We start from the raw sequence: 13,037 nt of genomic DNA, 5'->3' as shown, positions 1-13,037 counted from the left end.
AGCCGCCATGTCGTCCAAAGTCTGCGTCGTCGCCGCCGGGGGCACCGGCGGGCACATGTTCCCCGCCGAGGCCCTTTCGCGGGAGCTGGCCGCGCGCGGCTGGCGCATCGTGCTGGCCACCGATCACCGGGGCGAGCAGTACGCCCACAGCTTCCCCGCCGAGGAACGGCTGGCGCTGGACGCGGCCACGGGCAGCGGGCCGGTCGGCATGGCCAAGGCGGGCGTGGCCATCCTGAAGGGCGTGATGCAGGCGCGGTCGGCCCTGACGCGGCTGGACGCGGCGGTGGTGGTCGGCTTCGGCGGATACCCGTCCGCGCCCGCCCTGCTGGCGGCGCTGAGCCAGAAGCGCCCGACCCTGCTGCATGAGCAGAATGCGGTGCTGGGGCGGACCAACCGCTGGTTGGCGCCGTACGTCGGTTCGATCGCCTCGTCCTTCCCGGATCTGCAACGCGTGCCGGACAAGGTGCAGGGGCGGGTGACCCTGATCGGCAATCCGGTGCGGCCGGACATCCGCGCCCTGTACGACCGCCCGTTCGCGGCGCCGGTCGAGGGCGGGCCGATCCATGTGCTGGTGACCGGCGGCAGCCAGGGGGCCCGCATCCTGTCCGAGACCGCGCCGCGCGCGCTGGCGGCCCTGCCGGACGCGATCCGCAGCCGTCTGAAGGTGCAGCAGCAGTCGCGGCCCGAGACGCTGGAGAGCGCGCGCCAGATCTATCTGGAGGCCGGGATCGAGGCCGAGGTGGCGCCCTTCTTCCGCGACATGGCCGCCCGCCTGTCGGCGGCGCATCTGGTGATCGGCCGGGCCGGGGCCTCGACCTGTTCGGAGCTGGCGGTGGCGGCCGTGCCGTCGCTGCTGATCCCGCTGAAGATCGCCATGGACGACCACCAGCGCTTCAACGCCGCAAGTCTGGCCAGGGCCGGCGGGGCCGAGGTGATGCTGGAGGACGCGGTGACGGTCGAGGCCATGACGGCGGCGCTGGCCGCGATCCTGTCGGACCCCGCCCGTCTGTCGGCGATGAGCGCCGGCGCCCGCTCGGCGGCCCTGCCGGACGCGACCAGCGACTTGGCCGATATCGTGGAAGCGGCGGCGGGCTGACGCACCACAGGTTTTCGGGGCTCCGATCGGCGGGTCGTGCGTTAGCTTGGCCATGTCGAATTTCGTCACCGACCTGACCCGCGACATCGCCGCCCTGTGGCGCGAGTTTGACTGGCTGCCCGAGTGGGCGGTCATCACCCTGATCGTCGCCGCCTTCGTGCTGATCGGCTGGGCGGCGAACCAGCTGGTGTTCGCCCTGCTGAAGCTGGCGGTGCGCAAGCGCGACCTGTTCTGGCGCGGGCTGGTGGGGCGGGCGCGGCTGAAGGTCCGGATCATGGTGATGATCATCGCCATCGCCCTGGCGGTGACGGTCTCGCCGATGGATCCGGGGCCGTCGGACACGATCCGTCAGACGCTGGGCTTCTTCTTCATCCTGACGCTGGGCTGGATGGCCGTCGGCGCGTCCGACATGTGGGCTATCCTCTACATGCGGCGCTTCAACCTGGCGGAGGAAGACAACCTCATCGCCCGCAAGCATGTGACCCAGACCCGCATCCTGCAGAAGGTCGCGGCCCTGCTTATCGCGCTGGTGACCCTGGGGCTGGCCCTGATGACCATCGGCGCGGTGCGTCAGTGGGGGATGAGCCTGCTGGCCTCCGCCGGGGTGGTCGGCATCATCGCCGGTCTGGCCCTGCAGCCCCTGCTGACCAATCTGATCGCCGGCGTTCAGATCGCCACCGCCCAGCCGATCCGGCTGGACGACGCCGTGATCGTGGAGGGCGAATGGGGGCAGGTGGAGGAGATCACCTCGACCTATGTGGTGGTCAAGCTGTGGGACTGGCGGCGGATGATCCTGCCGCTGAGCTACTTCATCACCACGCCTTTCCAGAACTGGACCCGCGAGACGGCCCGCCTGATCGGCACGGCCTTCCTCTATGTGGACTATGAGGCGCCGATCGACCGGCTGCGGGCGGAGCTGGAGCGCATCTGCAAGGCCAGTCCGCTGTGGGACGGGGACGTGATCGCCCTGCAGGTGACGGACATCAACGACCGGGTGGCGCAGGTGCGCTGTCTGGCCAGCGCGAGGAATGCACCGACCGCCTTCGACCTGCGCTGCGAGATCCGCGAGAAGATGCTGGCGTTCATTCGGGACGAGTGCCCGGAGGCCCTGCCGAGACAGCGGCAGCTGAACTCGGGGATGGAGTTCGATCCGGCTGCCCCGGCCTCCTGACGCTATCGTCATCCCGACGAAAGTCGGGACCCAGCGGCGCGCGCGAGCGCGAAGCTGTCGCGAGCGCCGTTGCCTGAACCATCAGTGTTTCGCCGCCGTCGCGGCGCCGCTGGGTCCCGGGGTTCGCTTCGCGCCCCCGGGATGACGATAGCAGCAACGAGGTTTACGGGTTCGCCAGTGCTTCCCGCCCGACCCAGACCGCCTCCGAGAGTGCGCTGACGCCATAGGGGCCGACCGAGGCCGGATCGCAGGCGGCGGTCAGAAGCTCGGCGGCGTCGCCGCCCTCGACAGCCTCATAGGCCGGGGCGGGATCGGGCGTGGCCGGGCCTTCCGCGCCGCCGGCCTTCACCGCGGCGAAGTCCAGCCGGTCCGCCGTGCGGGCGGCGCAGTCGAACCGCCACCACGACCAGCCGCCCCAATAGGCCTGGCCGGCGATCTCGAAGTCGCTTTCGGTGACCTGGAAGGCCCGCATCTTCACCCCGTCGCCGTCACGCTCCAGTGAGACCATGTCAGCGAAGATGGCGAACCGGCCCACGCCGGTCAGGACCAGGCGATGTTCGCCCGCGTGCTCGTCCTGCGGTCGGGCCGTCGCCGGGGCGGCGAGCAGGGCGGACAGCAGCAGGATCGGGAGGAGGCGGTTCATCCGGCTATCGTAACCGGACGTTGACCGCGCCGCGAGTAGGCTGCCCCCATGACGCGCTTCATGACGCTGGATTTCGCCGACGGGACGCGGCCCGAATTGCTGGGCCAGGTCGCCGCCATGGCGCGCGCGCCTTACGGCTATGTGGTCACGCCGAACGTGGACCACGTCATCAAGCTGATGGACGGGCGGGTGGCCGAGGATGTCTATCGCGGCGCGGCGCTGATGATCTGTGACAGCCGCATCCTGACGCATCTGGCGAAGCTGAGGGGCAAGCGGCTGTCGGTCTATCCGGGCTCGGACATGACGGCGGATCTGCTGGCCTCGGACCACGACCTGACCTTCGGCGTCTTCGGCCCGGACCGGGCGGCGTTCGAGGATCTGGTCGCGCGCTATCCCGGCCGCCGGTTCACCTTCATTGAAGCGCCGATGCTGACGCCCGGCACGCCGGAGTGGGACGCGGTGGTGAAGACCGCCGCCGCCGCCGACTGGGATGTGCTGCTGGCCTGCGTCTCCTTCCCCAAGCAGGAACGGTTCGCCCACGCCCTGCGCGCCGCCGGACGACCGTTCGGCGTGACCCTGTGCGTGGGGGCGTCGATCGACTTCTTGACCGGCCGCCAGCACCGGGCGCCCGCGATCTTCCAGAAGCTCTCACTGGAATGGCTACACCGCCTGCTGAGCCAGCCGAAGCGGATGTTCCGCCGCTATGTGATCGAGGGGCCGGCGATTTTCGGGTGGTTCGTGAAGACAGAAGTGCTCAGCCGCTAAAGGGCGTCGGATGCTCTGAGCCTGTCAAAGGGGGTCGGGCAGTTCACCTGCGCGGTGTGAGAACCCCACTCCTCCGGAGAGCCGACCCAGCGTGAGGTTCCCGCCGCCTCATCCACCGCCGTCTGCAGGCGTCTGATCACCGCAGGCATCCCCACCGTGCGACCGGCGTAGTCTATCACCGTCTTCTCCTGATCGCCGATCCGGAGGCTGAGGTAGTAGGTCGGACCGTCGCTGGGTCTGGCGAGGTAGCGGTCCTCCATGGAGAAGAAGTCCGCCGCCCTGAATTTCTGCACCAGGGCGTCGAACGCCGCGCGGTTGATGCCGGCCCGGTGTGGCCCCGCCGCCTTGATGAAGCTCGACCCGCAGAAATTGACATCGCCGTCTCCGTCGAGCGTCACGATGTATGTTCCGTAGGGGCTGTAAGGGCCGACGCGCTCCAATGTGATGCTGATCGGCTGACCTTCCGGGTCGGGGAAGGGCAGATGACGGGTCGGCAGACGCTCGGGCGGAACGATGCCGACCAGTTGGAAGGCCCGGAACGGCCGGCCGGACTCCGGCGCCGGCCAACGGGCGGCGAGCGCGGCCTCAGATCCCCTGGTGCGGAAGGAAGGTTTCAGGAAAGGAACATCGACATTGAAGCGGGTGAAACGCGGCCGTCCGGCGGCGTCGGGCAGGAGTGCGCCATCGAACCGGACCGCCCGTGGCCGTCCGGTTGCATCCACCACGACTTCGTAGTGGGCCTGCCCTGCTTCACAGTCTGGCTTGTCGCACTCGATGGTGACCTCGAGCGGTTCAGGCATGGCGTCCGGGCCCTGAAACGCTGTCGGTCGCATCAGTATGGCGTGCGCCTCGAACGCCAAGCGCTCGCCGTCGAAAACCACCATTGCGACAGTTGCGGCTCCCGCGACTATCAGGCTGACCGGCAAGCGCTTCATCACGCCACCAGCGTCTCGGCCTGCTTCAGGTCCACGCTGACCAGCTGGCTGACGCCGCGGTCCGGCATGGTCACCCCGTACAGCCGGTCCATGCGGCTCATGGTCACCGGGTTGTGGGTGATGACGATGAAGCGGGTCTCGGTGCGGGTGCGCATCTCGTGGAGCATGCGGCAGTAGCGGTCGACGTTGGCGTCATCCAGCGGGGCGTCGACCTCGTCCAGCACGCAGACGGGGGCCGGGTTGGCCAGGAAGACGGCGAAGATCAGGGCGGCGGCGGTCAGGGCCTGTTCGCCGCCGGACATCAGGCTCATCACCGACAGGCGCTTGCCGGGCGGGCAGGCGTAGATTTCCAGGCCGGCCTCCAGAGGGTCGTCGCTCTCGACCAGCTTCAACTCGGCCTGACCGCCGCCGAACAGGGCCTCGAACAGGGTGCGGAAATTCTCGTTGATGATGTCGAAGGCGGCGATCAGGCGCTCGCGGCCCTCGGCGTTCAGCTCATCGATGCCGTCGCGCAGCTTGGCGATGGCGCTGGTCAGGTCCGAGCGTTCGACCTTCATCGTCTGCAGGCGGTCGCCGTAGTCGTTGGCCTCTTCCTCGGCCAGCAGATTCACCGCGCCCAGTTGCTCGCGCTCGCGCTCCAGACCTAACAGCAGGCTTTCGGCGCCGGCGGCGTCGGGCGGGCGGGCGACGGCGTCGTCGGTCAGCTTCTGGCCCAGCTCCTCCGGCGACATCTGGGCCGTTTCCTCGACGTTGCGGGTCGCGTCGGCCAGCTTCTCGACGGCCGCCTCGGCGCGGGCCGCCAGACCGGCGCGGGCCTCGCGGGCCTGACTGGCGGCGGTCTCGGCGGCGCGGGCGGCCCGGTCGGCGTCTCCGGCGGCGGTCTCGGCGACGGACAGGGCGTCGGCGGCGGCCTTGCGGCGGGTCTCGGCGACGGTCAGGGCGTCCAGCAGGGTCGAGCGCTGGGCGGCCAGTTGGTCGGGCGCGTCGGCGGCCTGCTTCAGCTTGGCGGCGGTGGTGGTTGCGTCCTTCTCCAGCGCCGTAACCCGGGCCTTGGCGTCCTTGGCGCGGCCGGCCCAGCCCTCGCGCTCGCGCTGGATGCCTTCGATGCGGGCCTGACGGGCAGCGACCTCGCGGGCCTCGGTGTCGCGCTCGACGCGGGCGGTGGCCGAGGCGGTGCGGGCGGCGTCGGCGGCGGCGCGAGCGGCGGTCAGTTCCTCACGCAGGGCGGCGAGGGTTTCGGACGGAGCTTCGGTCCCCTGCGCCTCGGTCAGGGCGGCTTCGGCGGCTTCGACCTCGGCGGTCAGGCGCGTGAGGGTCTCGTCCAGCGCCTGCGCCCGGGCCTCCTTGCGGGCCTGTTCGCGACCCAGGGCCTCGACGCGGTCGCGGGCGGCGGTCACGGCCTTGTCCAGCGGGAAGGGGGCGGCGCGGGCGGTCTTCACCAGTTCCTCGGCGGCGCGGAAGGCGTCGGTAGCGGACTTCAGCGCGGTCTGGGCGGCGTCCAGCGCGGGCTTGCCCTCATCGATCTCGGCTTCCAGTTCTGACAGGCGGGTGCGCTGAGCCAGACGGACGGCGGCGGGGCGCGGGGCCTCGGCGCGCTGGACGAAACCGTCCCAGCGCCACAGGTCGCCGTCGGTGGTGACCAGACGGGCGCCGACGGGCAGGTCCTTCGACAGGGCCGCGACCTGATCCTTCTCCGCCACCCCGCAGAGGGCCAGACGGGCCTTCAGCTGGTCGGGGGCGGAGACGTGGTCGGCCAGAGGCGTCACGCCCTTTGGCCACGATGGCGTCGGGACCGTCGCCCCCGCCCAGTAGGCGGCGGCGCGAGCGTCGAGCGCAGCGTCCAGATCGTCGCCCAGCGCGGCGGCGAGGGCGGCTTCATAGCCCTTGTCAGCCTGCACCCTGTCCAGCGCCGGGGCGTGCTCGCGCTTGCCCTGCACCAGCAGCTGGGCGAGGCCGCGGGCCTCGGTCTGCAGGCGGCCCAGACGATCCTCGGCGGCACGGGCGGCCTGACGGGCCTCCTGTTCGACGCGGGCCTTGTCGCCCCGATCGGCCTCGGCGGTCTCGACGGCGGCGCGGGCGGCGGTCAGGGCAGTCTGCGCCTGTTCAAGGGCGGTGCGAGCGGCCTCGATCTCGGGCGTTTCGAGCGGGCCGAGGGCCTCGCGCTCACGCTGGGCGGAGGCCAGTTGGGCCTTGGCCCGCTCGACCCGGGCTTCGGCGTCGCGACGGCGGGCGTTCTCGGCGGAGACGCGGGCCTCGACGGCGGCGACGGCCCCGGCGACGCGCTCGACCTCGGCGTCCGCGGCGCGGCGGGCGTCCTCGGCGGCCAGCAGGGCGGCGTCCAGTTGGGGGCCGCGGGCGGGGGCAGCGGCGATCTCGGCGGAGACCCGCTCGAAGGCCTCCGTCAGGCGGGCCAGCTCACTTTCGGCGTCCCCGGCCATGCCGGACTCGCGTTCGATGTCGGCGGCGATGCGGGCGCCTTCGGCCTTCAGCCGGTCGACCTCGGCGCGGGCCTGTTGTTCGGCCATGTCGAGCCGGTCGCGTTCAAGGCTGGCGCGATGCAGCAGGGCGCCGGCGACGGCGTCCTCCTCGCGCGCGGGCTTCAGGGCTTCCTGGGCGTTCAGGGCGGCGGTCTGAGCGCGGCCCGAGGCGGTGGTCGCCTCCAGCACCGCGCGGTCAGCCTCGGCCAGCTCGGCCTTCGCCGTCTCGGCGGCCAGCCGGGCGTCGTTCCAGCGGACATAGACCAGCGAGGCCTGCAGGGCGCGGATCTCGGCGGAGATCTTCTTGTACTTCTCGGCCTGCCGCGCCTCGCGCTTGAGGCGCGACAGGGTGGTTTCCAGCTCGCGGCCGATGTCGTCGAGGCGTTCGAGGTTGGTCTCGGCGGCCTTCAGGCGCAGCTCGGCCTCGTGACGGCGGGTGTGCAGCCCAGCGACCCCGCCGGCCTCCTCGAGGATGCGGCGGCGGTTCTGCGGCTTGGCGGCGATCAGCTCGCTGATCTGGCCCTGACGGACGAGGGCGGGCGAGTTGGCGCCGGTCGAGGCGTCGGCGAACAGCAGCTGGACGTCGCGGGCGCGGACCTCCTTGCCGTTGATCCGGTAGGTCGAGCCCTGACCCCGGTCGATGCGGCGCGAGACCTCGAGGATCGGGCTGTCGGTGAAGGGCTGGGGCGCGCGGCGCTGCGCATTGTCGATGGTCAGCTGGACTTCGGCGTGGCTGCGCGGCGGGCGGTTGGCGGCGCCGGCGAAGATGACGTCGTCCATGCCCTGACCGCGCATGGCCTTGGCCGAGTTGGCGCCCATGACCCAGCGCAGGCTTTCCAGCACATTGGACTTGCCGCAGCCGTTGGGGCCGACGATGCCGGTCAGTCCGGGCTCGATGTGGAATTCCTGCGCGTCGACGAACGACTTGAAGCCGACCAGTCTGAGGCGCTGGAACTGCACCGGGGGGAGGGCCTAGCGGGCGGCGGCGGCCGCGCGAACGGCCGCCTCCAGACCGGCCAGCGAGCGATCCTCGACGGGCCGACCGTTGACGAAGAAGGACGGCGTTCCCGTCACGCCGGCGGCGACAGCGCTGTCGATGTCGCGCTGGATGGCGGTGCGGGTCGCCGGGTCATTGGCGCACTCGGTCAGTTGCTCGACCGTGCGGCCGCTGGCGGCGACGGCGGGAGCGTACCAGTCCTCACGGTTTCCGCCGCGCAGAACCGCCGACTGGCCGTGCATGAGGACGCCGGCGACGTCGAAGAATTTCTCGGGCGCCGCGCAGCGCGCCATGGCGGCCGCCGGCATCGACAGCTGGGCCGGCGAGGTCGGCAGGTTGCGGAAGACGAACCGCACCTGACCGCTGTCGATCAGCCGCTGCTTGAAGGCCGGAAACACCGTCTGGTGCCAGTCGCCGCAGTGGTGGCAGGTGAAGGAGGCGTACTCGATCACCGTCACCGGGGCGTCGGCGCGGCCCAGGGTGCGGTCGGCGGCGGTGACCGGCGCGACGGTCTGCCGGGCCCAGGCGGGGGCGGACCCCGCCGTCAGCGGCGCCAGCAGGGCGAGACCCAGAAGCAGGGCGGTACGACGCAGCACCTTCATCGGGGATTACTTCGCCAGTTCCGCGTCGATGGCGGTCGACAGGTCAGCCAGCGAGGCGCCGCTGCCCGAACCCGGGGTCATGACCTGCACGCCATTGACCAGGAAGGTCGGGGTGCCGCTGACACCGGCGGCGATGGCGGCGCGGTCGCGCTCGTCGCTGGCCTTGAGGTTTTCCGGATCCTTGATGCAGGCCTCGATCTGGCTGTTGCTCAGGCCCGCCTCATTGCCGATGCGGAACAGGGTCGTGCGGGGATCGGCGCTGTGCAGGCCCTCGATGTCGGCCATCAGCTTGTGGACGACGTCGAAATATTTGTCGGACCCGGCGCAGCGGGCGATGGTGAAGCCGGCGGCCGCGACGGGCACCGGGCCGGTGCGCAGTTCGCGGAAGACGTAGCGGACCTTGTTGGTGTCGACGTACTTGGCCTTGAACGCGGGCCAGGTTTCCTTCTGCCACTCGGCGCAGTGGGGGCAGGTGACCGAGGCGTATTCGATCACGGTGACCTTGGCGCCTTCCGGGGCGCCCAGGGCCATGTCGCCGGTCGCCACAGCCGGAGCCGCGCCGCCGCAGCCGGTCAGGGTGGCCATGGCGGCCAGGGCGGCGGCGGACAGGGCCGCGCGGCGGCTCATGTCGGCGTAACGGAACTTCATGGGGTCGTCCTCACTCGAAGGGATTCCGGAGCATCGCGCGATTCCCTTGCGCGCGCGTGCGTCTGGATTTTCGAGAACAGGTGCGGCGAAGGTTTGTCAACGACAACCCTTCGCCGACGCCCGATGAGGTCGTGGGTTACTTGGCCAGTTCGGCGTCGATCGCCGCCGAGATGTCGGCGAGGGTCGGGCCGTTCTGCGAGCCGGGGCTGAGGATCGGCTGGCCATTGACGAAGAAGCTGGGCGTGCCCTCGACGCCGGCGGCGGTGGCGGCCCTGGCGCGCGCCTCGATGGCCTTGATGCCGTCCTCGTCCTTGATGCAGGTCTCGATCTGGCTGTTGGTCAGGCCGGCGCCGTTGCCGATGCGGAACAGGGTGTCGCGCGGGTTGCCGCCCGCCTGCCACTCACCCTGGCTTTCCATCATGGCGTGGACGACGTCGAAATACTTGTCGTCGCCGGCGCAGCGGGCGATCTGGAAGCCGGCGACGGCCACCGGGATCGGTCCGGTCGGGATTTCACGGAAGACGAAGCGGACCTTGTTGGTGTCGACGTATTTCGTCTTGAACTCGGACCAGTAGGCGTTGTGCCAGGCGGCGCAGACGTGACAGGTGACGGAGGCGTACTCCACCACGGTGACCTTGGCGCCTTCCGCGGCGCCCATGGCCATGTCGCCTTCGGCCGGGGCGTTGGCGCCGCCGCCGCTGCAGCTGGCGACCACCAGGGCCGAGGCCGCGATGGCGGTGACGATGGCCGCGCGGCGGCTCAGGAAGGTCTTGATGGTGCGCATAGAGGCTCTCCGGATCGGGTTGGGATCGAGACCCGTCCGGGCCTGAATTGTCAACGGTTCAGGTGTCGCGCGTGTCGCGCAGGACCGCCCGACCCAGCTTTTCCAGCACATCCTTCAGGGCGTCGGGCGCGTCGCTGAGCGAGGCCTTCAGCTCGGCTTCCTGATGGGCGGGCAGGGGGGCGGCCGTGGCGGCCTTGCGTTTCGGCGCGACCGGGCTGTCGGGCAGGGGCTTCACCGGGCCCTGGGCGATGCGCAGCTTGTCCACCGCGCCGGGGCCGAGGAACAGGTTCACCCGCTGGAGGATCTCCTCCGACTGGTGCTGGACCAGCAGGGCGGCGGGGCCGGCCACGCGCAGCTCCAGCGTCCCGCCGGCGCCGCCGCGACCCTTGGTCAGCTTCTGCGGGCGGGTGACGCGGGCCAGCCGTTCGCCGACGATCTCGCGCCAGCGGGGCTCCAGCGCCCCGGCGCCGCGACCCAGCTTGGCGTCCAGCTCCTTGATCAGCCCCTGCAGCGCACGACCAGCCTTGGGCGCCGGGCGCGGGGCCGGACGGGTGCGGCGGCGGGACAGGATTTCCCGGGCTTCGGCGTCAGTGGGCAGCGTGCGGCGCATTTCCGGGTTATAGCGCGACCGATGCCTTCCGTCCCCGCCGACGTGCCTGCGATCCGCGCCGCCCTTCTGGGCTGGTACGATGTCCATGCGCGGACGCTGGTTTGGCGCGCGCCGCCCGGATCGAAGGGGCGGCCCGATCCCTACCGGGTCTGGCTGTCCGAGGTGATGCTGCAGCAGACCACCACGCCGCATGCCACACCCTATTTCCTGAGCTTCACCGAGCGCTGGCCGACCGTGTCCGATCTGGCGGCGGCCGAGGATGCAGACGTGATGGCCGCCTGGGCGGGGCTGGGCTACTACGCCCGCGCCCGCAACCTGCTGGCCTGCGCCCGAGCGGTGGCGAACGCGCACGAAGGCGCGTTCCCGGACACCGAGGCGGGGCTGCTGGCCCTGCCGGGCGTGGGCGCCTACACCGCCGCCGCCGTCGCCAGCATCGCCTTCGGCGAGGCGGCCAATGTGGTGGATGGCAATGTCGAGCGGGTCATGGCCCGGCTGTTCGCGGTCGAGACGCCCGTGCCGCCCGCCCGCCCCGAGCTGCGCGCGCTGGCGGGATCGCTGGTGCGGGACGAGCGGCCCGGCGACTGGGCGCAGGCGCTGATGGATCTGGGCGCGACCGTCTGCCGTCCGAAGTCGCCCCTGTGCGGAGACTGCCCGCTGACGCCATGGTGCGCCGGCTACGCGGGCGGCCAGCCGGAACGCTATCCGCTGAAGCTGAAGAAGGCCGAGCGGCCGCACCGGACGGGGATCGCCTGGGTGCTGCGCGACAGGCAGGGACAAGGGCAGGGACGGGTGGCGCTCGTGCGGCGGCCGGACAAGGGCCTGCTGGGCGGCATGCTGGGTCTGCCGACCTCGGACTGGAGCGCGACGCCGGACGCGAGCCCGCCGGTGGACGCGGACTGGCGCGAGGCGGGCTTTGTCGAGCACGTCTTCACCCACTTCAGCCTGACGCTGGAGGTGCGCGTGGCCGACGGTGCGGGCGACTTCGTCTGGACGCCGGTGGAAGAGGCGCTGGGCGCCTTGCCGACAGTGTTCAGGAAGGCGCTGGAGCGGGGGTTGGCGTAGCATTCACCTCTCCAGCGAAGCTGGGGAGGGGGACCATGCGAGCCGTCAGGCGAAGCATGGTGGAGGGGTTGGTCGCATGGGACTGTTCCGACCCCTCCGTCACGGCGCGAAGCCGCGCCGCGCCACCTCCCCACCTGCGGTGGAGAGGCGAGGGTGTCTTACTGCATCCCGGCGCGGATTTCGGCGCGCAGGGCGTCGATGCTGCGCAGGCCCTGATCGGTCTTGAAGCGCCAGTAGGTCCAGCCGTTGCAGGCCGGGGCGTTCTCGAGCAGGGCGCCGAGTTTGTGGATCGAGCCGGTCAGGTCGCCGTGGACCAGCGAGCCGTCGGCGCGGACGCGGGCCTCGCGCTCGCCCTTGGGGCAGTACAGGCGGTCGCCCGGGCGCAGCAGGCCGGCCTCGACCAGGGCGCCGAACGGCACCTTGGGCTCGTTGCGCTTGGAGCCCATGACGGCCAGGTCTTCCGGCGCGGCGGGGATGACGGCCTTGATGCGCTTCTCGGCGACCTTGGCGTAGGTCTCGTCGCGCTCGATGCCGATGAAGTGGCGGCCCAGACGCTTGGCGGCGGCGCCGGTGGTGCCGGTGCCGAAGAAGGGATCCAGGATGACGTCGCCCGGACGGGTGGCTGACAGCAGGACGCGGTGCAGCAGGGCCTCGGGCTTCTGGGTCGGATGGGCCTTCTTGCCGTCGGCGTCCTTGATCCGCTCCTCGCCCGTGCACAGGGCCAGGGTCCAGTCCGAACGCATCTGGGTGTCTTCGTTGAAGGCCTTCAGGGCGTCGTAGTTGAAGGTGTAGCGCTTCTGCTCGCGCGAGCGGGCGGCCCAGATCAGGGTCTCGTGGGCGTTGGTGAACCGGGTGCCCTTGAAGTTCGGCATCGGGTTGGACTTGCGCCAGATGATGTCGTTCAGCACCCAGAAGCCGAGGTCCTGGATCGCCGCGCCGAGGCGGAAGACGTTGTGATAGGAGCCGATCACCCAGATGGAGCCTTCCGGCTTCAGCACGCGGCGGCATTCCGCCAGCCAGGCGCGGGTGAAGGCGTCGTATTCGGCGAAGCTGCCGAACTTGTCCCAGTCGTCATCGACCGCGTCGACCTTGGAGTTGTCGGGACGCAGCAGGTCGCCGCCCAGCTGGAGGTTATAGGGCGGGTCGGCGAAGACCATGTCGACGGACGCGTCGGGCAGCGAACGCAGCACCTCGATGCAGTCGCCGCGATGGATGACGTCGGTCTTGAGTTCGGACATGGAAACGCG

The 13,037-nt window shown here is 70.9% G+C and carries 12 protein-coding genes; 4 read left to right on the top strand and 8 right to left on the bottom strand.

From position 1 onward, the window contains the following. Positions 1-7: 7 nt before the first annotated feature. Together murG and ACFQQC_RS10910 are read left to right on the top strand one after the other, a co-directional pair. Positions 8-1,096, top strand: coding sequence for an undecaprenyldiphospho-muramoylpentapeptide beta-N-acetylglucosaminyltransferase (gene murG / locus ACFQQC_RS10915; RefSeq protein ID WP_376862423.1), 1,089 nt, complete (start codon positions 8-10; stop codon positions 1,094-1,096). Positions 1,097-1,148: 52 nt separating this feature from the next. Next, complete coding sequence (locus ACFQQC_RS10910) at positions 1,149-2,267, top strand: mechanosensitive ion channel family protein (protein ID WP_376862422.1); 1,119 nt, start codon at positions 1,149-1,151, stop codon at positions 2,265-2,267. 163 nt (positions 2,268-2,430) lie between these two features. On the opposite strand, the gene ACFQQC_RS10905 is transcribed toward ACFQQC_RS10910, so the two are convergent. Further along, a complete protein-coding gene (locus ACFQQC_RS10905) occupies positions 2,431-2,910 on the bottom strand; it encodes a hypothetical protein (protein WP_376862421.1) in 480 nt (159 codons plus the stop codon). A 48-nt stretch (positions 2,911-2,958) separates the two neighbouring features. Here ACFQQC_RS10905 and ACFQQC_RS10900 point away from each other — a divergent pair, with 48 nt between their 5' ends. Then, positions 2,959-3,675, top strand: coding sequence for a WecB/TagA/CpsF family glycosyltransferase (locus ACFQQC_RS10900; protein ID WP_376862420.1), 717 nt, complete (start codon positions 2,959-2,961; stop codon positions 3,673-3,675). Here ACFQQC_RS10900 and ACFQQC_RS10895 read toward each other — a convergent pair. The 6 genes from ACFQQC_RS10895 to ACFQQC_RS10870 form a co-directional block, all read right to left on the bottom strand. Further along, positions 3,672-4,610, bottom strand: a complete 939-nt coding sequence (locus tag ACFQQC_RS10895; protein WP_376862419.1) for a DUF6438 domain-containing protein — start codon at positions 4,608-4,610, stop codon at positions 3,672-3,674. The genes ACFQQC_RS10900 and ACFQQC_RS10895 overlap by 4 nt on opposite strands. Further along, positions 4,610-8,047: a chromosome segregation protein SMC gene (smc, locus tag ACFQQC_RS10890; protein WP_376862418.1), complete on the bottom strand. Its 3,438-nt coding sequence runs from the start codon at positions 8,045-8,047 to the stop codon at positions 4,610-4,612. The genes ACFQQC_RS10895 and smc overlap by 1 nt, the downstream gene beginning before the upstream one ends. 12 nt (positions 8,048-8,059) lie before the next feature. Continuing rightward, a complete protein-coding gene (locus tag ACFQQC_RS10885) occupies positions 8,060-8,680 on the bottom strand; it encodes a thioredoxin domain-containing protein (RefSeq protein ID WP_376862417.1) in 621 nt (206 codons plus the stop codon). Positions 8,681-8,692: 12 nt separating this feature from the next. Beyond that, positions 8,693-9,334 carry a thioredoxin domain-containing protein gene (locus ACFQQC_RS10880; protein WP_376862416.1) on the bottom strand — a complete coding sequence of 214 codons (642 nt, stop codon included), beginning with the start codon at positions 9,332-9,334 and terminating at the stop codon, positions 8,693-8,695. 136 nt (positions 9,335-9,470) lie between these two features. Further along, a complete protein-coding gene (locus ACFQQC_RS10875; RefSeq protein ID WP_376862415.1) occupies positions 9,471-10,118 on the bottom strand; it encodes a thioredoxin domain-containing protein in 648 nt (215 codons plus the stop codon). A gap of 58 nt (positions 10,119-10,176) precedes the next feature. Further along, complete coding sequence (locus ACFQQC_RS10870) at positions 10,177-10,728, bottom strand: DUF721 domain-containing protein (RefSeq protein ID WP_376862414.1); 552 nt, start codon at positions 10,726-10,728, stop codon at positions 10,177-10,179. A 21-nt stretch (positions 10,729-10,749) separates the two neighbouring features. On the opposite strand from ACFQQC_RS10870, the gene ACFQQC_RS10865 reads away from it, so the two are divergent. Continuing rightward, complete coding sequence (locus ACFQQC_RS10865) at positions 10,750-11,790, top strand: A/G-specific adenine glycosylase (protein WP_376862413.1); 1,041 nt, start codon at positions 10,750-10,752, stop codon at positions 11,788-11,790. Between the two features lie 158 nt (positions 11,791-11,948). Here ACFQQC_RS10865 and ACFQQC_RS10860 read toward each other — a convergent pair whose 3' ends face one another. Beyond that, on the bottom strand, positions 11,949-13,028 hold the full coding sequence (locus ACFQQC_RS10860) for a site-specific DNA-methyltransferase (RefSeq protein ID WP_376862412.1): 1,080 nt from the start codon (positions 13,026-13,028) through the stop codon (positions 11,949-11,951). Positions 13,029-13,037: the final 9 nt, after the last annotated feature.

This window comes from Brevundimonas sp. GCM10030266 (assembly GCF_042666595.1).
GTDB lineage: Bacteria > Pseudomonadota > Alphaproteobacteria > Caulobacterales > Caulobacteraceae > Brevundimonas.
This window is presented reverse-complemented; position numbering and strand designations above follow the sequence as displayed.